Source organism: Curtobacterium sp. B8 (genome assembly GCF_000333315.1).
GTDB lineage: Bacteria > Actinomycetota > Actinomycetes > Actinomycetales > Microbacteriaceae > Curtobacterium > Curtobacterium luteum.
On record NZ_BACW01000028.1, the window covers coordinates 1 to 22542 of the forward strand.

At 70.7% G+C, this 22542-nt stretch carries 20 protein-coding genes and 2 pseudogenes; 13 read left to right on the forward strand and 9 right to left on the reverse strand.

Annotated elements, in window-relative coordinates; translation table 11 throughout:
* From I59_RS00820 to I59_RS00840, 5 genes are all read left to right on the forward strand, one after another.
* Positions 1-588: DUF2064 domain-containing protein (locus tag I59_RS00820; RefSeq protein WP_022902249.1), on the forward strand; the 588-nt coding region annotated here is incomplete at its 5' end.
* Positions 585-1247, forward strand: a complete 663-nt coding sequence (locus I59_RS00825) for a bifunctional 2-polyprenyl-6-hydroxyphenol methylase/3-demethylubiquinol 3-O-methyltransferase UbiG (protein WP_022902250.1) — start codon at positions 585-587, stop codon at positions 1245-1247. The genes I59_RS00820 and I59_RS00825, both read left to right, overlap by 4 nt.
* Positions 1248-1290: 43 nt before the next feature.
* The gene (locus I59_RS00830) at positions 1291-1557 is read left to right on the forward strand and encodes a hypothetical protein (RefSeq protein WP_022902251.1); all 267 of its coding nucleotides are present in this window, start codon (positions 1291-1293) and stop codon (positions 1555-1557) included.
* A 139-nt stretch (positions 1558-1696) separates the two neighbouring features.
* The gene (gene pgm / locus I59_RS00835; RefSeq protein ID WP_022902252.1) at positions 1697-3316 is read left to right on the forward strand and encodes a phosphoglucomutase (alpha-D-glucose-1,6-bisphosphate-dependent); all 1620 of its coding nucleotides are present in this window, start codon (positions 1697-1699) and stop codon (positions 3314-3316) included.
* 164 nt (positions 3317-3480) lie between these two features.
* On the forward strand, positions 3481-5958 hold the full coding sequence (locus I59_RS00840; protein ID WP_022902253.1) for an MDR family MFS transporter: 2478 nt from the start codon (positions 3481-3483) through the stop codon (positions 5956-5958).
* A 21-nt stretch (positions 5959-5979) separates the two neighbouring features.
* Here the strand turns inward: I59_RS00840 and I59_RS00845 are convergent, their stop codons facing one another.
* Positions 5980-6855 (reverse strand): site-specific DNA-methyltransferase, encoded by an 876-nt coding sequence (locus tag I59_RS00845; RefSeq protein WP_022902254.1) that lies wholly within the window; start codon positions 6853-6855, stop codon positions 5980-5982.
* A gap of 69 nt (positions 6856-6924) precedes the next feature.
* Between I59_RS00845 and I59_RS00855 the strand changes: the two genes are divergently transcribed.
* Positions 6925-7212 carry a GNAT family N-acetyltransferase gene (locus tag I59_RS00855; protein WP_022902256.1) on the forward strand — a complete coding sequence of 96 codons (288 nt, stop codon included), beginning with the start codon at positions 6925-6927 and terminating at the stop codon, positions 7210-7212.
* A gap of 29 nt (positions 7213-7241) precedes the next feature.
* On the opposite strand, the gene I59_RS00860 is transcribed toward I59_RS00855, so the two are convergent.
* On the reverse strand, positions 7242-7559 hold the full coding sequence (locus I59_RS00860) for a hypothetical protein (RefSeq protein ID WP_022902257.1): 318 nt from the start codon (positions 7557-7559) through the stop codon (positions 7242-7244).
* A 190-nt stretch (positions 7560-7749) separates the two neighbouring features.
* Positions 7750-8232 (reverse strand): N-acetyltransferase, encoded by a 483-nt coding sequence (locus I59_RS18795; RefSeq protein ID WP_261976479.1) that lies wholly within the window; start codon positions 8230-8232, stop codon positions 7750-7752.
* A gap of 215 nt (positions 8233-8447) precedes the next feature.
* On the opposite strand from I59_RS18795, the gene I59_RS20515 reads away from it, so the two are divergent.
* Complete coding sequence (locus tag I59_RS20515; protein WP_022902258.1) at positions 8448-9206, forward strand: TetR family transcriptional regulator; 759 nt, start codon at positions 8448-8450, stop codon at positions 9204-9206.
* Here I59_RS20515 and I59_RS00875 read toward each other — a convergent pair.
* A complete protein-coding gene (locus I59_RS00875; RefSeq protein ID WP_022902259.1) occupies positions 9157-10206 on the reverse strand; it encodes a biotin/lipoate A/B protein ligase family protein in 1050 nt (349 codons plus the stop codon). The genes I59_RS20515 and I59_RS00875 overlap by 50 nt on opposite strands.
* 71 nt (positions 10207-10277) lie before the next feature.
* Positions 10278-11147, reverse strand: a complete 870-nt coding sequence (locus tag I59_RS00880) for an alpha/beta hydrolase (protein WP_022902260.1) — start codon at positions 11145-11147, stop codon at positions 10278-10280.
* A gap of 99 nt (positions 11148-11246) precedes the next feature.
* On the opposite strand from I59_RS00880, the pseudogene I59_RS18800 reads away from it, so the two are divergent.
* The 3 genes and pseudogenes from I59_RS18800 (at position 11247) to I59_RS22465 (ending at position 16605) form a co-directional block, all read left to right on the forward strand.
* Positions 11247-12384 (forward strand): annotated as a pseudogene (locus I59_RS18800) (anion permease).
* Positions 12385-12396: 12 nt separating this feature from the next.
* Positions 12397-12669, forward strand: coding sequence for a hypothetical protein (locus I59_RS00890; protein ID WP_022902261.1), 273 nt, complete (start codon positions 12397-12399; stop codon positions 12667-12669).
* Between the two features lie 168 nt (positions 12670-12837).
* Entirely contained in the window at positions 12838-16605 is a 3768-nt protein-coding gene (locus tag I59_RS22465; RefSeq protein ID WP_187289769.1) for a hypothetical protein, read from the forward strand.
* A 279-nt stretch (positions 16606-16884) separates the two neighbouring features.
* Here I59_RS22465 and I59_RS23780 read toward each other — a convergent pair.
* Both I59_RS23780 and I59_RS00900 read right to left on the reverse strand, forming a co-directional pair.
* A pseudogene (locus I59_RS23780) lies at positions 16885-17223 on the reverse strand (HNH endonuclease); the annotation flags it as partial.
* An 88-nt stretch (positions 17224-17311) separates the two neighbouring features.
* Positions 17312-17710 (reverse strand): hypothetical protein, encoded by a 399-nt coding sequence (locus I59_RS00900; RefSeq protein ID WP_022902263.1) that lies wholly within the window; start codon positions 17708-17710, stop codon positions 17312-17314.
* Between the two features lie 63 nt (positions 17711-17773).
* Here I59_RS00900 and I59_RS18805 point away from each other — a divergent pair, with 63 nt between their 5' ends.
* Positions 17774-18721 carry an acetamidase/formamidase family protein gene (locus I59_RS18805; protein WP_261976480.1) on the forward strand — a complete coding sequence of 316 codons (948 nt, stop codon included), beginning with the start codon at positions 17774-17776 and terminating at the stop codon, positions 18719-18721.
* 86 nt (positions 18722-18807) lie between these two features.
* On the opposite strand, the gene I59_RS00910 is transcribed toward I59_RS18805, so the two are convergent.
* The gene (locus tag I59_RS00910; protein ID WP_022902264.1) at positions 18808-19560 is read right to left on the reverse strand and encodes an SDR family NAD(P)-dependent oxidoreductase; all 753 of its coding nucleotides are present in this window, start codon (positions 19558-19560) and stop codon (positions 18808-18810) included.
* Between the two features lie 131 nt (positions 19561-19691).
* On the opposite strand from I59_RS00910, the gene I59_RS00915 reads away from it, so the two are divergent.
* Both I59_RS00915 and I59_RS00920 read left to right on the forward strand, forming a co-directional pair.
* Positions 19692-20123, forward strand: coding sequence for a MarR family winged helix-turn-helix transcriptional regulator (locus I59_RS00915; RefSeq protein ID WP_022902265.1), 432 nt, complete (start codon positions 19692-19694; stop codon positions 20121-20123).
* A 5-nt stretch (positions 20124-20128) separates the two neighbouring features.
* Positions 20129-21466 carry an MFS transporter gene (locus tag I59_RS00920; protein WP_217504126.1) on the forward strand — a complete coding sequence of 446 codons (1338 nt, stop codon included), beginning with the start codon at positions 20129-20131 and terminating at the stop codon, positions 21464-21466.
* A 111-nt stretch (positions 21467-21577) separates the two neighbouring features.
* Here the strand turns inward: I59_RS00920 and I59_RS00925 are convergent.
* A partial coding sequence (locus I59_RS00925; RefSeq protein WP_222834975.1) for an alpha-E domain-containing protein occupies positions 21578-22542 on the reverse strand: 965 nt, incomplete at its 5' end.

The window sequence follows — 22542 nt, forward strand, 5'->3', positions numbered from 1 at the left end:
CGGGTGAAGACGCGGCTCATCCCGGCGCTCGGGCCCGAGGGTGCCGCACGCGTAGCGGCAGCGAGCCTCGCCGACACGCTCGCCACGGTCCGCGCACTGCCCGCCGCCCGGCGCATCCTGTTCTTCGACGGCGACGTCGTCCCCGACGCAGCCGAGGGCTTCCACGTGCTGCCGCAGCCCGGCGGTGACCTCGACGCGCGCCTCGGCACGCTGTTCGACGCCGTGCAGGGCCCGCTCCTCCTGGTCGGCATGGACACGCCGCAGGTCCGCCCGGCCGACGTCGCGCCGGTGTTCGAGCACCCCGAGCGGGACGCCTGGTTCGGCCCGGCCGAGGACGGCGGCTTCTGGTCGCTGTACATGCACGACCCGGACGGGTCCCTCATCCGCGGTGTGCCGATGTCCCGAGCGGACACCGGTGCGGTGCAGCGCGCCCGGCTCGTGGACGCCGGCCTCGACGTGGACGACCTCGTGCCGCTCCTCGACGTGGACGAGATCGCCGACGCCGACCGCGTGGCCGCACTCGCTCCGGGCTCCGCGTTCGCCGCGGCCCTGACCGCCGAACGCACGACCTCCGGAGGTGTCCGATGACCATGCACGCACCGATGACCTTCGGGGCCGGTGGGGGCGAGCCGTACGCGCGGGCCCTCCGCTCGGACGGCCGACTCCGCCTCACCGACCCCAGCCGGCCGGGCACCGTCGTGACGATGGACGTCGGTCGCTGGAGCGCCGCGGCCGACCGGGTCGACCGCTCCCTGCTCGACGACGCCGACGGTCCCGTCATCGACATCGGGTGCGGCCCGGGCCGGATGCTGGTCGCCGCACGTGCCGTCGGCCTGCCGTCGCTCGGTGTGGACGTCTCCGCCGAGGCGGTCGCGATCGCCCGGCGCTCCGGTGGTCACGCCGTGCAGGGCTCCGTCTTCGACCCGGTCCCCGACGAGGGCCACTGGGACACCGCACTCGTCATCGACGGGAACATCGGCATCGGCGGGGACCCGACGGCGCTGCTCGCCCGGTGTCGCGCGATCGTCCGACTCGGCGGGCGGGTGCTCGTCGAGACGAACCCCGACCGCACCGCCGACCGGACGTACACGGCCCGCGTGGTCGACACCGACGGCCACGAGAGCGCCGCGTTCCCGTGGGCCGAGGTCGGGCTCGACGCCCTGCACGCCCACGCCGCCGACGCAGGCCTGCTCGCACGCCAGAGCTGGACCGCCGAGGGACGCACGTTCTGCGAGCTCATCGCCTGACGTTCTTTTGCATGATGCAAGAAAGAACGGTAGAGTCGGGGTCATGCAGCACATCGACTCCCCCCTCGGCGGCTCGTTCGTGAGCGGTACCGCGCGACGTGACGAGCGCGGCACCTTCACCGGCACCACGGCCCGGCGCGCGCTCGGCACCTACACGGGCGTCCCCGTGACCGGACGGCTCGGGCGCTTCGTCGACGCACAGGCGACCCGCCGGACGTCGGCGACCGGATCGGTGCGCACGGCCACGGGCTCGCTCCGCACGTCCACCGGCTCGCTCCGCACCGCGACGGGCTCGTTCCGCACCGCCTGAGCGCCGGACTCCCCCAGACCGCGAGCGGTCGCCCCCGGGTCGTCTCCCCCTACCGACCCGGCCGGGCGGCCGCTCGTGCCGTTCCCGGTCCACGACACACCCTCGGACGCCGGAGGGGAGCGGGTGCCAGGATGGGCACATGAACGACCGCGCCGGAACCCCCGCGACCGCCGACGACCTCGTCGACCTCGACGCCCTGCTCGCCGCGTACCACGAGCGCGTCCCGGACGTGTCGATCCCCGAGCAGAAGGTGGTGTTCGGCACCTCCGGCCACCGCGGCTCGTCCCTCGACACCGCGTTCAACGACACCCACATCGCCGCGATCACGCAGGCCATCGTCGAGTACCGCGCCGAACAGGGCACCGACGGCCCGCTGTTCATCGGCCGCGACACCCACGCCCTCTCGGCACCCGCCGAGCAGACCGCGCTCCAGGTGCTCGCCGCCAACGGCGTCCGGGTCCTCGCGGACGCGCAGGACGGCTTCGTCCCGACCCCGGCCCTGAGCCACGCGATCATCGCCTACAACCGTGCGGGCAACCCGGACACCGCGGACGGCATCGTCATCACGCCGAGCCACAACCCGCCCCGCGACGGCGGCTTCAAGTACAACCCCCCGCACGGCGGCCCGGCCGACAGCGACGCCACCTCCTGGATCGCCGACCGTGCGAACGCGATCATCGCGGGCGGGAACGCCGAGGTCCGCCGACAGGACGCGACCGCGGCGGAGGGCTACGACTACCTCGACTCGTACGTCGCCGACCTCGAGCACATCATCGACATCGACGCGATCAAGCGCGCCGGCGTGAAGATCGGTGCCGACCCGCTCGGCGGCGCCTCCCTGCCCTACTGGGAGCGCATCCGCGACCACTACGGCCTCGACCTCACGGTGGTGAACCCCGAGGTCGACCCGACCTGGGCGTTCATGACGCTCGACTGGGACGGCAAGATCCGCATGGACCCGTCCAGCGCGAGCGCCATGGCCTCCGTGGTCGCGCGGAAGGACGAGTTCGACGTCCTCACGGGCAACGACGCCGACTCCGACCGGCACGGCATCGTGACGCCGGACGGCGGCCTGATGAACCCGAACCACTACCTCGCGGTCGCGATCGAGTACCTCTACGCCCACCGGCCGGAGTGGCGCGAGGACGCCGCCATCGGCAAGACGCTCGTGTCGTCGAGCATCATCGACCGCGTCGCCGAGTCGCTCGGTCGCCGCCTGTGGGAGGTCCCGGTCGGCTTCAAGTGGTTCGTCCCCGGTCTCATCGACGGCTCGGTGGCCTTCGGCGGCGAGGAGTCCGCCGGCGCGAGCTTCCTCCGGAAGGACGGCACCGCGTGGACGACCGACAAGGACGGCATCATCCTCGCCCTCCTCGCGTCGGAGATCATCGCCGTGACGGGCAAGACCCCGTCGCAGCTCTACGCCGAGCTCACGGAGCGCTTCGGCGCCCCCGTGTACCAGCGCGTGGACGCCGCCGCGAGCAAGGACCAGAAGGCGCGGCTGTCGAAGCTCGACGGCGACGCCATCACGGCCGACACGCTCGCCGGCGACCCGATCACGGCGAAGCTGTCGCGGGCCCCGGGCAACGACGCGGCGGTCGGCGGCGTCAAGGTGGTGACGGAGAACGCCTGGTTCGCCGCACGTCCGTCGGGCACCGAGGACGTCTACAAGATCTACGCGGAGAGCTTCGTCGGGCAGGAGCACCTCGAGCAGGTGCAGCGCGAGGCCAAGGAGATCGTCGACGCCGCACTCGGCGCCTGACGACGGCCGCACCCGACGCGGCCGCAGGGAACCGGGCGCAGCCTCCGGCTGATCGGCAGCAGCCGGAGGACTGCCGATCCACTCAGGAACGGACTCCGGGCGGACCTCCGCCTTGCGGAGGTTGTAACTTTGCACGCAGCGCAAAGTTTCCGGGAGACCTGCTCATGACCCAGACCGCGACCGCACCCGCGGCTCCCACGACGTCCTCGAACGCCGTGATGAACCACCGGCAGATCCTGCTGGTGATCTACGGCCTCATGGCCGGCATGTTCCTCGGTGCCCTCGACCAGACGATCGTCGGCACCGCGATCCGCACGATCGGCGACGACCTGCACGGGCTCGACCAGCAGGCGTGGGTGACGACCGGCTACCTGATCGCGTCGACGATCACGACACCGATCTACGGCAAGCTCTCCGACATCTTCGGCAGACGCCCGCTGTTCCTCACCGCGATCGGCATCTTCATCGTCGGGTCGTTGTTCGCGTCCTTCTCGACCTCGATGCTCATGCTCGCCGGGTTCCGCGCGCTGCAGGGCCTCGGCGCCGGCGGTCTCATGTCGCTCCCGCTGGCGATCATGGGCGACATGCTCGCTCCCCGCGAGCGCGCGAAGTACCAGGGCTACTTCCTCGCCGTGTTCGGCATCTCCTCCGTGATCGGCCCGCTCGTCGGCGGCCTGTTCGCCGGCGCGAACGAGATCGTCTTCATCGCGGGATGGCGCTGGGTGTTCCTGATCAACGTCCCGATCGGCGTGATCGCGCTCGTCATGGTGCTGACGTTCCTGCACCTGCCGAAGTTCGGCGACCGGGGCAAGCCGCGGATCGACTGGTGGGGCGCGGCGCTCGTCATCGTCACCCTCGTGCCGCTGCTCCTCATCGCCGAACAGGGCCGTGACTGGGGTTGGAGCTCCCCCGGCGCGTTCGCCTGCTACGGCATCGGTGCCGCCGGTCTGATCGCGTTCGTGATCGTCGAGCGTGCGATGGGCGACGACGCGATCCTGCCGCTGAAGCTGTTCCACTCGCGCGTGTTCTCGATGGCCGCGGTCCTCAGCGTCCTCGTCGGCTTCGGCATGTTCGGCGCGATGCTCACGATCCCGCTGTACCTGCAGATCGTGAAGGGCGTCACCCCCACCGAGTCCGGCTTCTCGATGCTGCCGATGGTCCTCGGCCTGATGATCGCCTCGATCGCGTCCGGCCAGATCATCTCGCGCACCGGCAAGTACCAGGTCTTCCCGGTCACCGGCACGGCGTTCACCGCGATCGGGTTCACCGTCCTGACGTTCCTGACGGCGGACAGCCCGCTGTGGTTCCTCATGCTCGGCATGTTCGGGATCGGCCTCGGGCTCGGGCAGCTCATGCAGACCCTGACGCTCGCCGCGCAGAACTCGGTCTCGCCGCGGGACATCGGGGTCGCGACGAGCGCCGCGACCTTCTTCCGCCAGATCGGCGGCACGATGGGCACCGCCGTGCTGCTGTCGGTCCTGTTCTCGCTCATGCCGACGAACATCACCACGGCCCTGCAGAACGAGACCACGCTGAAGTCCAGCCTCAACGCGGCCCTCACGCCCTCCGTCGCGAACGCCTCGGAGAACAAGGCCGTCATGGACCAGATCTGGAACAAGATCGTCGACCCCATCCAGTCGAACGTGCAGGACCAGCTGAACTCGGCCGCCGTCCAGGCCAAGGAGGCCGCCGACGCCGCCGTCACGAAGCAGGTCACCGCGAAGGTCGAGCAGGCGGTCGCCGCCGGCCAGGTGCCCGCCTCGTCCGCGGACACCGTCATCGCGCAGCAGGTCGCCGCGGCGAAGTCCGACGCCGAGCAGCAAGCCCTCGAGACCGTCGCCGCCAAGGCGAAGGCCGACGTCGTGGACGGCACGCTCCAGGTCGACTACGCGGACGCCACGCAGCGGAAGAACGTCGTCGACGAGGTCGCGCCGACGATCAAGAAGCAGCTCGAGAAGGGGTCGACGAGCTCGACGAGCTCCTCCACCACCAGCGACACGTCGTTCCTCAACGGCGCCGACCCGCGACTCACGCGGTCGTTCCTCGTCGGCTTCAGCAGCTCGGCCGTCACGGTCTACTCCGTCGGCCTCGGCGTCATCCTCCTGGCGTTCGTGCTCACCTGGTTCTTCCGGGTCCCGCCGCTCCGGAAGGTCTCGGCCCTCCAGGAGCAGGCGAACGCCGCGAAGGACGACAGCGACCGACTCGCCGCCGACGCACAGCAGGCCGCTGCGAACACGGGTTCGCTGGTCACGCCGCACACCGGATCCGTCCCGGTGGTCCCGACCTCGCCGGACGTGACCGTCCCGACGCGTGACCGGCCGGGAGGCGCGGCCTCCCCCGCCACGCCGGTCGCGTCGGACGGACGCTCGGCTCCCGTGTCGCCGGGCACGACCGACACGCGGGCACCGCTCCCCGGTGCCACGACCCACGGGGCACACTCGGCCGCCGCCCCCGTCGACGAGCCGCCGACCACGACGGGCGCCATCCGGACCCGCCCGGCGCACGCCGCACCCGCGGCGGAGCCGACGGCGACGGACGTGGACGCGACCTCGGCGTCGACGCAGGACGATCCGGTCGAGGCGATCCGAGCCTCCCGGCCGGTCCAGGGCGACCACCCGCACGGCCGCCACTCCGCCGAGTGACGAACCCGACGTCCTCCGCCGTCAGCCGACGGCGGAGAACGTCGCGCCGGGCAGGCGCCGGCGCATGACCTCGATCGCGGTCGCGTTGTCGTCGACCAGCACGTAGCGGCGGCCGAGCGCGGCGGCGACCGCACCGGTCGTACCGCTGCCGGCGAAGAAGTCGAGCACCCAGTCGCCCTCCCGCGAGGACGCCTGGACGATGCGCCGCAGGATGCCCTCGGGCTTCTGCGTCGGGTAGCCGGTCTTCTCACGGCCCGTCGGGGACACGATCGTGTGCCACCAGACGTCCGTCGGGAGCTTGCCGCGCTCCCGCTGCTCCGGCGTCACCAGACCCGGCGCCATGTACGGCTCGCGGTCGACGGCCGCGGAGTCGAAGTGGTACCGGTCGGGGTCCTTGACGTAGACCAGGATCGTGTCGTGCTTCGTCGGCCAGCGTGTCTTCGCCTTCGCGCCGAAGTCGTACGCCCACACGAGCTCGTTGAGGAACGAGTCGCGGCCGAACAGCGCGTCGAGGAGGACCTTCGCGTAGTGCGACTCGCGGTAGTCCAGGTGGAGGTAGAGCGTGCCGTCGTCGGCCAGGACCCGCCACGCCTCGAGCAGCCGCGGTTCGAGGAACGACCAGTAGTCGTCGAAGCGGTCGTCGAAGCGCAGCAGGTCACCCCGGACCCGCTCGTACGAGCTGCCGCGGAAGCCCGTGACCCGCTCGCGCCGGCCGCGTGCCGAGTCGGCGTCGACGTCGGCGCTCCGGACCGCGGTGCTCGCGTGCCGACGCTGCTTGCGGCCGGTGTTGAACGGCGGGTCGAGGTAGACGAGCGTGAAGGAGCGGTCGTCGAGCGTCGCGAGGACCTCGAGGTTGTCCCCGTGGACCACCCGGTCCGGTCCGCGGTCGTCGTGCACGGGTCCATCCTCGCGCACGACGACGGACTCACAGGTCGCGCACCGGCGGTCCGGGCGTAGCGTCGATTCATGGCGACACCCGAGGTACGGAACGACACCGCGCAGCAGCAGTACTCCCTGGTCGAGGACGGCGAGGTGATCGGCTTCGCGGCGTACGAGCTGGACGACGAGGAGATCCGCTTCACCCACACCGAGGTCGACCCCGAGCACCGCGGCGGCGGCCACGCGTCGATCCTGGTGCAGGCGGCGCTCGACGACGTGCGGGCGAACTCGTCTCGGACCGTCGTACCGCTCTGCAGCTACGTCAAGGCGTGGATCGAGCGGCACCCGGACTACCAGGAGCTCACGGCGCGCTGACGGCGAACCGCGGCCGGAGCCGCGCGTGCCTAGTACGTGCGGTCGTGCGTGCCGGCGCGGACCTCGCGCGGTCCGCCGGGGAGCTTGATGAGGACGTGCCCGCTGAGGAGGTCGTGGTCGTCGTCCGCCGGCGTCGGCGCCTCCCGCGGGAGCCGCGACTGCCGCTCGTACTCGGCCTGGGCTTCGTGGCGGGTCGGCGCGAACACCTCGTCCATCATCGAGACGACCCCACCGGACCCACCGCTCCGCGTGGCCTTGTTCGACAGGTCGATCCATCCCACGCGATCGGCGATCCACATCGCGACGACCGCGGCGGCCACCGCCCCCAGGAGGATCAACCAGTTCACGCGTACGACGGTACGTCGGACCGGTGGCGGCGACATCAGCCGCGCGGGGGATTCTCCTGATCCACACACGTCGTTCTTGGGGAGGACACCGAGACTGGTCGAGCGGCGGCCCGGTTCCCCCCTCCCGGGCCGCCGACCCTGTCCCGGCCCGGCGACCCCGCCCCTGCCCGGCCTGCTGCACGACTGCGCGTCACGTCACCGCGGGCCGCCACATCGACACCGGCGCCGCCGCCCGGAAGCCCGTGATCGGTGCTCCGTCGCCGAAGCCGTGCCGTCGGTACAGCCGCCGGTTGTCCGGGGTCGACGACTCGAGGTAGGCGTGCTGCCCGCGCTGGTCCACCCGGTCGAGCGCGTGCTCGAGGAGCATCCCGCCGACGCCCTGGCCGCGCGCTGCGGCGGACACCCCGATCTCGGCCAGGTACCAGTGCGGCGCGTCCGGACGGGCACGCTCCATCCGACGGAGGTGCGCGAGCGCCCGCAGACCGCCCGCGATCCCGAGGACCCGGACGAGCTCGGGCACCTGGGACACGAACGCCCGCAGTCCACCACGGTGCGGGAGCGGCGCCTGCCAGAACGCCGCGCCGACGACACGGTCGCCGGTCACCGCGACGTCGAGCGCCCTGGCGTGCGGCGGGACCGACCGGACCAGCGCCGAGAAGAGCCGGCCGAGCACGGCGGTCCGGTCCCTCCCCCGGGCGACCGGGCCGGATCTCGGCGAGCACCGGATCCTCCGCGAACGCCTCGGCCAGGACGGGTGCGGCGGCTTCGACCTCGTGATCTGCTGCTGCACGGACGACGATCTGCATGGCGACTCCTCCCGTATTCGGCCACATGGCCAGATCACGATCCTGCCGGGTGGTGCTGCACATGCGCCGTACGCTTCCTGTGATGACCGAGGACGAGGGACCGCGCGGGTACCGCAGTCGCGCCGACCGCCGCGAGGAGCTGCTCGACGCGGCCGCCCTCGTCGTCCGGGACGACGGCCTGCCCGGGCTGACCACGCGGGCGGTCGCCGCCCGGGCCGGGGTCGCCCACGGCGTGGTGCACTACGTGTTCGGGGCTCGACGCCACCTCGTCGTCGCGCTGCTCGCGCGGCAGGCCCGGGCGTCCCTCCCCCGGGTGCTCGCCGCCGCCGACGCCCACGACGACGTCCGGGGTGCGCTGGACGCCGCGGTCGGCGCGTGGATCGACCTCGTGCGGAGCGAACCGGAGCGGTTCCGGCTGCTGGAGGCCGTGAGCAGCAGCGGCCTCGACCCGGACGGCGACGGCGCGCTGGTCGACGCGGAACGACGGCTCTGGCGCGACGCGGTGGCTGCGGGCCTCGACCGGTGGTCGGCCGCGCACGGGATCGTGCTCGCGGTGCCGACACCGGACGCGGCCGACGCGGTCATCGCCGTGGTCGACGGCCTGACACGGTCCTCCGTGGGCGACCCCGACGGTGCGGCGACGGACCGGAGTCGCGCGCTCCTCGTCCGTGGGCTCGCGCACGTCCTCTCCGAACCGGACCGAGGCGAGCCGGACCGAGGCGAGCCGGACCGAGGCGAGCCGGCTCGAGCCGAGCGGGACCGAGCGGAGCGGGACTGCGGCGAGCCCGAGCTCACGGCACCCGCTCGAGCCACTCCTTCGTCGCGAACTTCGTCTCGATGAGCTCGTGCGCCCGCTGCCGCTCGGCCTCGGTCACGTGCCCCTCGTGCGCCCCGTAGCGCTTCGTGAACGTGTCGACGAGGCGGTCGATGATCTCCGCCCGGGACAGGCCGGTCTGCGACCGCAGGGGGTCGACCCGCTTCGCCGCCGAGGTCGTGCCCTTGTCGCTCATCTTCTCGCGACCGATCCGGAGCACCTCGACCATCTTCTGGCCGTCCATGTCGTAGCTCATGGTCGCGTGGTGCAGCACGGCACCGGTGCCGAGGCGCTTCTGGGCGGCCCCGCCGATCTTGCCCTTCGCCGAGGTGATGTCGTTGAGCGGCTGGTAGTACGCGTCGATGCCGAGCGACTTCAGCGCCTCGATCACCCACTCGTCGAGGTAGGCGTAGGAGTCGGCGAAGGTCATGCCCTGCACGAGGTCGGCCGGCACGTACAGCGAGTACGAGATGATCGCGCCCGCCTCCATGAACATCGCGCCGCCGCCGGAGATGCGACGGACGACCTGCACGCCGTACTTCGCGGCACCCTCGGGGTCGACCTCGTTCCGGAGGGACTGGAACGACCCGATGACGACGGCGGACTCATCCCACTCCCAGATGCGGAGGGTCGGTCCGCGGCGACCTGCGCCGACCTCCTCCGTGAGGACCTGGTCGAGCGCGAGGTGCTCGTTCGGGGAGATCGGCCCCTCGTGGATGACCTCCCAGTCGTGGTCCAGCCACGACGACGCCCGCGAGAGCGCCCGGCGGGCCGCGACGCCGACGGACTCCGGCGTGAAGCCGAGGAGCTGCGCCCCGTCGGGCAGCGCACCCCGCACGGCAGCGGCGATGCCGGCTGCGTCGGTCGCGGCGGGCAGGCCGTCCACGGCCTGGTCGATGAGCGGCAGCGCGTCGTCGGGCTCGAGGAAGAAGTCGCCGGCGAGCCGGAACTCGCGGATCTTCCCGTCGACGACCTCGAGGTCGACGACGACCAGCTTCCCGCCTGGGACCTTGTACTCACCGTGCACGCGACGAGCCTACGCCGCGACGCGACGGCCTGGAGGCGCGTGGCGGGCCCGCCACGGGCCTCCCGTCCGCGTCAGCGCGCGACCGCGCGCCCCAGCCACCCGAGCAGGTCCCCGACCACCTCGTCCCGGTTGATCTCGTTGTAGACCTCGTGCCGTGCGCCCTCGTAGACCCGGACCTCGACGTCCGACAGCTTCCCGCGCGTCCGGTACGCCCGGGCCAGGCGCTCGACGGACCGTGGGCCGCCGAGGGTGTCGTCGGATCCGACCTGCAGCAGCATCGGGAGGTCGTGCGGGATGCCCCGACGCGGCACCCCGAGCAGCCGCAGGGTGTCCGGGAGACCGAAGAGCTTGATGACGTCGGCCTCGACCGCGAGCGGGTCCAGCCCGATCGCGTCGATCACCGCCCGGTCGCGACTGATCCACTCGTACTTCGTCGGACCGGACCCGGCGAACCGGGCGTTCAGGTCGCCGCTGTTCATCCACCCGGGCAGCCGGTACGCCGTGGCGGAGAGCACGATCCCGTCGTAGCGCGCGCTCGACGTGTTCACGATCCGCTGCGCCATGAGCGACCCCCACGAGTGCCCGAGCAGCACGAGCGGCACCCCCGGCGTGTCCTCCCGGGCGAGGGCGGTCAGCTGCTCGACCGCGGCGATGGCTGCCCGCAGGCCCCCGGGTCCGAGCCGGCCGAGCCTGGCGTGGTCGCCGTCCCACTGCGCGAGCCCGGTGCGGCCGTGCCCGCGGTGGTCGTTCGCGACCACCGTCCACCCGGCGCGGACGAGGTCCTGCGCGAGCGGCTCGTACCGCAGCGAGTGCTCGCCGACGCCGTGCGCGATCTGCACGATGCCCTTCGGCTTGCCGGCACGCCAGGTGGAGTAGACGATCTCGACGCCGTGCGCGTCGGTGAACGAGGAGTCCCCTCGGGCTGCGGAGAAGGTCGGCACCTCTGCATCCTCGCAGACGGCCGGGCGCCGCACGGGTTCCGTGACGTGTTCACCTGGCGTTCACGCAGCGGGTTCCGAGCCGGCCTACCGTTGTCGCGCATGGACGTCCTCGTCACCGTCGTGCTGGTGATCGTGGTGGCCCTCGTGTTCGACTTCACGAACGGCTTCCACGACACCGCGAACGCCATGGCCACCTCGGTCGCCACCGGAGCCCTCAAGCCCCGGACCGCCGTGCTCATCTCCGCCGTCCTCAACGTGGTCGGCGCGTTCCTCTCCACCGAGGTCGCCAAGACCGTCTCGCAGGGCATCATCCGCGAGGGCCAGGACGGCATCCACATCTCCCCGGTCATGATCTTCGCGGGACTCGTCGGCGCCGTGCTCTGGAACCTCGCCACGTGGTACTTCGGCCTGCCGTCGTCGTCCACGCACGCACTGTTCGGCGGCCTCATCGGCGCGTCCATCATCGGCGCCGGGCTCAACTCCGTCGACTGGGCGACCGTCGTGTCGAAGGTCGTGCTGCCGGCCCTGCTCTCCCCGGTCATCGCGGGCGTCATCGCGCTCGTCGCGACCTACCTGGCGTACTCCCTGACGAAGAACGCGACCACGCACGGTGCCGCGACCGGCTTCCGGCACGGCCAGACGATCTCCGCGTCGCTCGTCTCGCTCGCCCACGGCACGAACGACGCGCAGAAGACGATGGGCGTCATCACCCTGACCCTCGTCGCCGCGGAACTACAGCCGTCCGGGCAGCGGGGCCGGCGCTCTGGGTGATCCTGGCGTGCGGGCTCGCGATCGGGCTCGGGACGTACATGGGCGGTGGGCGCATCATGCGCACCGTCGGCAAGAAGATCTCGGACGTGCAGTCGCCGCAGGGTTTCGCCGCCGAGGCGAGCTCGGCGGCCACGATCCTGGGTCGTCGCACCTCGGGTTCGCCCTCTCGACGACGCACGTGACGAGCGGCTCGGTGATCGGGTCCGGACTCGGCAAGAAGCTCGCCGACGTGCACTGGTCGGTCGTCGGCCGGATCGTGGTCGCGTGGGTCATCACGCTGCCCGCCGCTGCGGTGGTCGGCGCCCTCGCCACCGCGGTCGCGGCGACCTCGACCATCGGGCTGGTGGTCGTCGCCGTGCTGGCCCTCGCGGCCGGGATCGGCTTCTTCGTCCTGGCGCGCCGCAAACCGGTGACGCAGGACAACGTCAACGAGGACCAGCCGGCGTCGCAGCCGGTGGCCGCCTGATCGGAGGACGAGATGGACATCGACTTCGGTGCGATCGCGACGGTCGCGTGGGTGGGGTTCGTCGCAGCGGTGGGTGTGGTGCTCCTCTACACGCTCGGGCTGCGGCTGCTCGGGACGGGGCAGCCGGTCGACGCGGGCGGCGAGCGGACGCAGTACTCGGAGGAGACCCCGCGCTCCGGGCACACGCCCGCCGCCGCGGTGGTCGGTGCGTGGACGTGCTTCGCGGTGTGCGGCGCTGCGGTGTCGTTCGGGATCTGGCTGACCATCCCGCAGTTCCACAGCTGAACCCTGCCTGCCAAGACCGAGCTGGTGCGAGGATCACCGGGCGACCTCCCACCGCATCGACGCCTCGCCCGCCACCGCCCCGGCCTTCCCGGACTCACCAATCAGCGCAACTGGTGCCGAGCGGGCGTCGCAGCCGTCGCCTAGTCTCAGGGCAGGAGGCGCAGGTACATGGGCAGTGGATACGGACTTCCGCATCTGGCGGATGGCACAGATGTGGTGCGTTGGGCCGATCAACGGTCTGCGCAGTCCGACCTGCCCAGGCTGGTGCGTCGCCTGATACGCCACGAGAACGACCAGGTTCAGCGTGTCGAAATGCGAGGCGGGGAGGGCGTCGGACTTCCTGGGTACGACGGAGTCGTGGAGGCCACCCGGGCGACCTCTTTCGTTCCGGATGGGTTGAGCGTCTGGGAGATGGGAGTCGATAAGGACCCTGCGGGCAAGGCCACCGCCGACTACAAGACGCGGACGGCGGACCCGCTTGGCGTTGACATGGCCACAACCACGTTCGTGTTTGTCACGCCGCGGCGATGGCGCAAGAAGAAGGATTGGGAACAGAAGCGCCGCGAAGAGGGCAAGTGGAAGGACGTTCGAGTCCTCGACGCGGATGACATCGAGCAAGCGCTAGAAGAGGCGGCGGCGGTTCGTATCTGGCTTTCCGAACTGCTCGACATGCCCGCTCTTGGCGCAGTGACCATCGAAGACTGGTGGCGTCGCTTCTCCGGAGGATTCGACCCGCGGCTGACTCCGGCCGTCGTACTCGCTGGTCGCGAGAACGAAGCGGCGGAACTGCTGCGGCGTCTCTCGCCGGACGTTGGAAAGACCTTCATCAAGGCGGCAAGCGTTGACGACGGACTCGCCTTCGCCGCCTGCGCGATGTTGGCCCTGGAGCCCGATACCGCCGAGCCGATGCTTTCCCGGTCTCTCCTGGTTCACGACGGGATCACGCTTCGGCGCTTGGACAGCGCCTCGCGACTACTGATCCTCCTCCCGTACGAGGAACACTTGCAGCGCGAAGCGCAACAGATTGCAAACCACCACGTGGTGTTCGTGGTTACCGAGGGCGACGCAACCATCGAACTTCCGCCCCTCGACCACCTGACGCTGGAAGCCGCGCTACGGGATGCCGGAGTGGCCGACGCGGACTTGGGCAGGTACGTCAGAGCGGGCAACAAGAGTTTGTTGGCTCTGCAGCGCGTATCCGCCAAGTCGGGGCAGCCGGACCCTGATGAGTGGGCCGACGACCTTTCGGATCGTATGGTGCGCCGGGCATGGCTGGCTGGTGCTTGGAGCCACCTACGCAGCGGCGACGTGGAGGTGCTTGAAGCACTCACAGGAGGCTCCCCGGACGACGTTGAGGAGCGCCTCCAAAGCTTGATTCGTCAGCCCGATCCCCTCTTCACGCGAGTGGGCTCAACCTGGGCCGTGGTTTCACCTGAGGACTCCTGGAAAACTGCCCGTCACGCCGTTCGAGAGGCCGACCTCGAAGCCCTTGAGCGAGCAGTGCAGACGGTGCTGGCCGCTGTGGACCCCAGTCTGGAACTGCTTCCCGATGAGCGCTGGACTGCTGGCATCTACGGCAAGGTCCGTGTCCATTCGACGGACCTCCGGAAGGGCTTGGCGCGATCGATCGCTCTGCTGGGTAGTCATGGGGACGAGGCGCGCCTTGCCGGCGGCAGGTCGGCGCGACAGTGGGCGGAGCGTGTGGTCTGGAGCCTGCTGCGACGGGCCAACGAAGACCCTTCCGGGCAACTCTGGGCGTCCATTGAGGACGTACTTCCGCTCCTGGCGGAGGCGGCACCGGACGTCTTTCTGCGGTCGGCCGCCGAGGCAATCAGTGGCGACGACCCTCTGCTAGCGAAGTTGTTCCAGGACCAGAGCGACTCATGGCACGTCAGCAGTCCGCACACGGGCCTTCTCTGGGCTTTGGAAAGCATCGCATGGTCGAGTCGACACGTAGGTTTCGCCTCAGAGATCCTTGCTCGGCTGGCCGAGTTGGACCCCGGCGGCAGGTTGTCGAATCGACCGGCTAGCAGCCTCCAGGCCATTTTCCGTCCCTGGCTGCCGCAGACGTCCGCGCCCGTCGAAACGCGAATCATGACGCTAGACGCGTTGTTGGAACGTCACGAGGACGTGACGTGGAAACTGATGCTGTCGCTCCTGCCCGAGCATCACGCCGTGGGCATGCCCACCCATAAGCCGCGCTTCCGCGATTGGGCGGGTGTAGGCGACCGCGCCGTTACGCACAGCGAGTACTTCGGAGTGGTGGAGGCGGTCGCTGAACGCGTGCTCCATCTCGCGGTGACCGAGCCGGCGCGCTGGACCGAGGTCATTCCAGAGTTCGACCGGCTGCCTGAAGCCAGCCGCACCACCGCAATTGCTTATCTCCAGGAGCTCGACACAGACGGTCTCGAAGAAGATAAGTCCAGAGCCATCTGGAGCGCCCTCGAAGAATTCATTCGTCGGCACCGCGAGTTCCCGGAAGCGGACTGGTTCGTCGGCGAAGAGTGGCTCACGAGCCTGTCGGCTATCGCAGCGCGCGTGCGTCCTGTCCGCGCTAGTGAGCAGCACCAATGGCTATTCGATGACTGGCACCCAGACCTCGGCGCTTCTTTCCGAGATGACTATGAGGCACGCGGAAAGGAAATCGACCGCGCGCGCGAACGCGCAGTATCGCAGATCATCGCGGAGGAGGGGTTCCCCGCCGTGACCGCGCTGGCTCAGGTCGTGAAACTCCCGTGGGCCGTGGGCTCCGCGCTTGCACGGTCGGACGGAGAGCTCGACTTGGAGGCACTGTCCCTGCTCGATAGTGATGACACTTCCCTCGTCCAGTTCGCCGATGGGTTCGCGCGTACCCGCGGCGCTGGGCAGGCAACCATGGTTCGCCAGTGGTTGAAGGGGTTCGACGGGCGGCCCGTGGCACAGGCCCGGCTGCTTTTGACTCTTGACGACGTTCAGGACGCCTGGGCCACGCTCGCCGACCTGCCTGAAGAGGTTGACAGCGCGTATTGGGCGGAGTTTGCGCCGTACGGACGAGGCGCTGACTTTCCTCACACTAGTGAAGCGGCAAAACAACTCTTGCGACATGGCAGGGCTGCGATGGCGGTTGACGCTTTGAGCCTTTACGCGAGGCGCGATGCGGTTGAGGTAGACGTCGTAGTGGAGGCACTGAACAGCTTCGGGAACGTCGAAGACCCTGAAGTCGGCCGTGTCTCCGAGCATGACCTCACGACCCTCCTCGACTACCTGCGTTCGCATAATGTTGATGAAACGGTCCTCGCGCGATTGGAGTGGAAGTTCCTCCCCGCGTTGCATGACGAATCCCGGGCAACGTCCCTTCAGCGCCTTGTGGCGCGGGACCCGGCGTCCTTCGTCCAACTCATCGAATACGCGTTCAAACGCTCCAGTCAGGGGGACGAAGCTGAGGGTCCGCGGGTAAGCCCGGAACTGGCCGCGAACGCCTATCGGTTCCTCCGGGAGTGGCGCGTGGTGCCCGGTACGAATGACGACGGCGTCGTCGAGCAGGAGGGGTTGGAAGCCTGGCTCCGGGACGTGCGTGCTCGGCTCGATGAGGCCGGCCGCCTCGAGCTCGGCGAGTTGCAGATCGGTGAGGTCTTCGCACATTCGCCGCGCGAGAGCGACGAGACGTTCCCCGCGCGTGCAATCAGGAACGTCCTGGAGGCCGCCCCTAACGATCGATTCGAGCGGGGATTTATCATCGGTCTGCACAACAAGCGAGGCGTCACTTCGCGCGGGATGACCGATGGCGGCAAGCAGGAATACGAGTTGGCGCGGCAGTACGACCAGTGGGCGGCCCGCGTCGAGGCGACTCATCCGAGGACTGCCGGAGCCCTTCGCTCGGTCGGGGATTCCTACCGCGAGGAGGGTCGCCGCAACGATGAAGAAGCGAGACGGTTCCTGGAAGGCATGGACCTGTAAGCAGGATTGCGTCGCGCCGCGACTCCTGTGCCCGTCCATACCGTGAGGGGCTATGCCGATTCGGTGCACTGTGACCCCGGGCAGGAGGTCCCTCCCCAGGGCTGAGGGCCCGCGGTGTCTGCGCCATCGCCGTTGACCAGGCTTTCCGTACGTGCGCAAGTGCGTCCGGGCGCGTTGCGCCGGCAGGTGGGGCAGGTTGCTCCTCGTGATGCCGAGAGCGGGCAGGCTGTGGCCTGCGGCCTTCGCCCCCAACGCCGTGCCTGCCGGATCGATGCTCCAGATGCCCGCTTCGAACGCGAGGTGGTGGTTTGCGCAGAGCTGCAGGCCATTGCGCGCGTCGTCGCTGCCGCGCTCCTTCTTCGCGCCTAGATGCGCCGCGTGGAGGAGTTGCGAGATTGCCAGATCGCAGGCCGCGCAGGCGGCGCCGTATCCCTTGAGAATGTCGAATGCGAAGCGCTGCCGCTTAGAACGTCTGGCGGTCGCGGGCGCGGTGCACCGCTGGGCCGCTTGCTCGCGGAGGAGCGACCGCCGTCGATGCTCGCTTGTTGCCGCAGAGGAGGCGACACGGATGGGGACGCCGTCGTTTGTGACTAGGGCCGAGTCCGGGGCGGCCGTCACTGGCCCGCGTCCTCGGCGTCCAGGAGCGCCAGGGCCTCACGAACTCGGGCGGCGGAGGGGCCGGACGGAGGCGTCGGTGACGATGCATTCAGCATCTGGGCGAACAGGTCACGAGGTTGGCGTAGGAGCCGGCCGGGAGGGGCGGCCGCATTCGGAACAGGGAGTCACGCTCCATCGCGAACGGACGCCGACCAGCACGGCCAGGAGCGACGAGGACGGCTGCCACGCCGTCCGCGAGGAGTGACCCCTGGGCAGCGACGTCGCCTTCTGCGGCGGCCCAGGAGTCCGCGAAGGTGCGGCCCGTCTCGATGACCTCCAAAATCGGTTCCACGGGAGCGGAGCGAAGGGCATCGCGCCTCTCCTTCAGCGACGTCAGGCGCTCCAGGAGACGGGAGAGGTCCTCAGCGTCGCGCATGGCGTCCAGCGTCTCCTGTAGGGCGTGCTCCACTTCGATCGACTCCGCAGGCTCCAGCGGGGTCGTGGTCATGCACTCGCGGACGGGTAAGCACTGCCCACCAGTAGGGCCCGGCCGGCCTGCAAGGATCGGCTCGTGAGCACCCTCCGCATCGACCCCAAGCCCGCCACCGCCGTCGACGTGTTCGACGCCGCACGCCCACCCGTGCTGCGCGTGGACCCCGGGGACACGGTCACCGTCCGGACGCTGAGCGCGGCGGGCTACACCGAGCGTCAGTCGGAGCCCGGAGCCGAGGTCCCGACGCTCCTGCCCTCCCGACGCGGCCACTGCCTGGTCGGCCGATCGCGGTGGCGGGCCCACGCTCGGGCCAAGTGCTCGCGGTGCAATTCGACGACCTCGTCCCCGACGACTGGGGGTACACGGGTTCGGGCGGCGTTGACACCCCCGTCAACCCGGGCCTTCGTCTCGTCGAACGGAGTCGCGCGGCCCGCTCCTGTGGTCGATCGACATCGACGGGGCACCGCGTCCAACCAATTCGGCCTCGCGGTCCGCAATGCGCCGTTCCTCGGGGTGGTCGGACTGCCGCCGGAGCCGACAGGCGAGCACTCGACGATCCCCCCGCGGCCGGTCGGTGGTGGCAACGTCGACTGCCGGGAGCTCGTCGCCGGGTCGACGCTGTTCCTGCCGGTCACCGTGCCGGACGCCCTGCTCTGGGTCGGCGACGGCCACGCGGCGCAGGGGGACGGCGAGGTGTCCGGGACGGCGATCGAGTGCGGGATGACCACCACGATGACGCTGTCGCTGCTCGACGAGACACCGGTCGCCGGCATCCACGCGGACACCCCGGCCGGACGGATCACGTTCGGCTTCGACCCGGACCTCAACACCGCCACGACGATCGCGCTCGACGCGATGGTGGACTGGATCGCCGGCCTGTTCGACATCGGCCGCGCCGAGGCGCTCGCGATGGCGAGCGTTGCGGTGAGCATGCGCATCACCCAGGTCGCGAACCGCACCTGGGGTGTCCACGCCCTGCTCCCCGAGGGGGCGATCAGTCGCGATGCGGTCGCGGTGGCGCGCTGACGCACCGCGACGCGGACGGACTGGAGGCCCGGATCACGCGACCGACGCCGGTCACGTGATCCGGGCCTCCCGTCCGTCTGCCCACGTCAGTGGGCGCTGTAGCCGCCGTCCACCAGGTGGTAGCTCCCGCTGATGAACGACGCCTTGTCGCTCAGGAGGAACAGCACGAGCGCCGCGACCTCGGTGTCGGTGCCGAGCCGGCCGGCCGCGTGCTCCTGCTCGAGGGCGGAGAGGGCCTCGGCCGACAACGACGACCGCACGAGCGGCGTGTCGATGAAGCCCGGACCGACCGCGTTCGTGCGGACGCCCTGCGCCGTGTACTCGAGCGCGGCGACCTTGGTGAGCCCGACGAGCGCGTGCTTCGACGCGACGTAGGCGGCGTTCTGCGCGATGCCGACCGAGCCGAGCACGGAGGCCATGTTCACGATCGCCCCGCCGCCGGCAGCGAGCATCGCCGGGATCTCGTAGCGGAGGCCGTAGAAGACGCCGTCGAGGTCCACCGCACGCACGCGGTCCCAGGCGGCGACGTCGTACTCGCCGATCGGCTGCGGAGCGGCGCCGATGCCGGCGTTGTTCACGGCGAGGTGGAGCGCGCCGTACGTGTCGACGGCGAACTGCACCATCCGCTCGTTGTCGGCGGCGAGCGCGGAGTCGGCCTCGAACGCGCTCGCGGTCCCGCCGGCCGCTTCGATCTCGGACACCACGCGCCGCGCAGCGTCCTCGTTGACGTCGGTGACGACGACCGCTGCGCCCGCCGCGGCGAGCTCCTTCGCGATCGCTTCGCCGATGCCGCTGCCACCACCGGTGACGACGGCGACCTTGCCCTCGAACTCGGACATGTGCTCCTGCTCCCTTCGTTCTGAACAACACCTGTTGTCTACAGTCCGAACGGTACACCGGTGGCACGCATTCCCGTCCGCCCGGCGCGGAACCAGTTCGTTCGCTGAACTAATTTGATAGGCTAACGACCATGCCCGCCCTCGCCACCCGTCCGTCGCTCGCGACGGACCTCCGGATCGCCGTGAACCGCCTCTCGCGGACCCTGCGCAACCAGAAGGCGGACACGACCGTCACGGACGCGCAGTTCTCCGCCCTCGCCCGACTCCACCGCGACGGGGCGATGACCCTCGCCGACCTCAGCCGGCAGGACGGCGTCACCCCGCCGTCGATGACCAAGACCGTGGCCGTCCTGATGGACCGCGGCCTCGTGTCGAAGCACCTGCACGGCGACGACCGCCGCAAGGTCCTCATCGGCGCGACCGCAGCGGGCGCGGCCTTCGTCGAGGAGACCCGACGGCGCCGCGACGACTGGCTCACCCCGCGTCTGACGGCGCTCACCCCGGCGGAGCGCGCGACGCTCACCGAGGCCACCGAGATCATGAGGAGGCTCGCACAACAGTGACGGCCATGTTCCGGTCCCTGGCGGGACGCAACTACCGCATCTGGTTCGCCGGCGCCCTGGTGTCCAACGTCGGCACCTGGATGCAGCGCACGGCACAGGACTGGATCGTCCTCACCCAACTGTCCGACAACAACGCCGTCGCCGTGGGCGTCACGATGGCCCTCCAGTTCGGCCCGCAGCTGCTCCTCCTCCCCCTCACCGGGCTCGTCGCGGACCGGTTCGACCGCCGCACGGTGCTCATGCTGACCCAGGGCCTCATGGGCGCGCTCGGACTCGGGCTCGGCGTCATGGTGCTCACCCACACCGCGACCCTGTTGTCGCTCTACGGGTTCGCCCTCGCACTCGGCATCGTCGCCGCGTTCGACACCCCGGTCCGCCAGGCCTTCGTGTCCGACGTCGTGCAGGGCGGCGACGTCGCCAACGCCGTCGCGCTCAACTCCGCCTCGTTCAACGCCGCCCGGCTCATCGGCCCCGCCGTCGCCGGGGTACTCATCGCCGCGATCGGCTCCGGCTGGGTGTTCGTGATCAACGCCGGGTCGTTCCTGGCCGTCCTCGTCGCGCTGCGGTTCGTCGACCCCGCACAGCTCGCCGAGCGCGTCCGGCCGAAGCGCGGCAAGGGCCAGATCGTGGCGGGCTTCCGCTACGTGCGGACCCGACCGGACATCATCGTCGTGCTCTGCATGATCTTCGTCGTGGGGACGTTCGGCGTGAACTTCCCGATCTTCACCTCGACGATGGCCAAGGTCGAGTTCCACCGGGGCGCCGGCGAGTTCGGCCTGCTCAACTCGGTCATGGCGATCGGTTCCGTGCTCGGCGCCCTGCTGTCGGCACGCCGGGAGCGCCCGCGGATGCGCACGCTCGTCATCGCCTCCGCCGGGTTCGGTCTCGCGTGCACCGCCGCCGCCTTCGCGCCGACGTACTGGAGCTTCGCGGTCGTCCTCGTGTTCGTGGGGCTCGCGTCCCTGACCTTCATGACGACCGCGAACGCGCTCGTGCAGACCACCACCGAGCCCGCGATGCGCGGCCGCGTGATGGCGCTCTACATGGCGATCTTCGCGGGCGGCACCCCGATCGGCGCGCCGATCGTCGGCGCCATCGCGGACGCCTGGGGACCGCGGTGGGCGATCGGGGTCGGCGCGACCTCCGGGTTCGTCGCCCTGGCGATCGCCCTGGTCTGGCTCGTCCGGTTCGAGCGGTTCCGCCTCCGCTACGACGCGGACACACGACTGCACCTCGCGGTGACGCACGCGGTGCCGGTCGTCGGCCCGCGCGCGGCACGCGCCGCCTTCCGTCAGGAGCTCTCCCGCGACGAAGCCGTCGCCAACCGGTCCAGCGGCGTCTGACGGACGGGTCGCGTCACACGCTGACCGACGGTGCGCGCCGCCGGCCTGGAGGCACGGTGCGGCGCCGCCACGCGCCTCCAGGCCGGTGGACGGACCTGTCCGGCACCCGGGTCAGGAGACGGGAGCGGGTGCCTGGAAGACGCGCTCCTCGAGCGCGGCGTCGACGGCCGCCGCCGCGGAGGCCAGCTGCGCCGTGACCCCGGCGAGCGCCGCGAGCGCATCGCCCGGTGCGACCGCGTCCAGGGCCGCGACGGCCCGGCGGAACCCGGCCACCTGCTCGGCCACGCAGGCCGGCGCCACCCCGGCCAGGCCGTCCGCGGCGCGGTGCGCGAGGAACGCCAGCGCACGCGGGCTGTTGGTGTCGAGGAGGAGGAACGCCGCGGCCTCGGCCGGCTCGACCTCGGGATGGGACCCACGGCGGAACGCCTCGCGCGCGCCGCACCCGCGCAGCGCGTCCGACCAGGAGTCCGCGGACTCGTCGTCGAGGAGCGCCGACCCGAGCAGCGCCGCTGTCGACCGGCAGCGGGTGATCGAGCGGCCGAGCGTGAAGAACGCCCAGACCTCGTCGCGGCTGGCGTCGCCGTCGACGACCCCGACGGCCAGGGCGCTCCGCTCCTTCGCCCAGGTGAGGAAGTCGTGAGCCCGGTCACCGCCGACCTTGCGGGGCATCCGGGACCTCGTCACGTCGAGGCAGTCCCAGAGCTCGGTGGAGACGACCTCGCGAGCCCTCCGGGCGCTGTCGCGTGCGACGGCGACGGCGCTCGCGATGGACGCGGGCTCGTGCCGGTCGAGCGCGAGCGCGTCGAGCGTCACGGCCGGTTCGGTGTCCCGGAGCACCGTGGCCCCGACCACCGCGCGGAGCACCGCCGAGACGTCCTGGGCCTGCGCGCCGGCCACCGCTTGTCGTCGGACGACGTAGACGTCGAGGAGCCGGGCGACGACGTCGGTGTGCTCGACGGCGGCGCCGAGGCGGTAGACGCTCCCGGCGAGATGGCTCAGCACGTCCGCACCCGCATGCGGCGAACCTACTGAGCGGTCGTTGCCGGAGTGTTCGGGCGCGCTCACCGGTGTGCTGC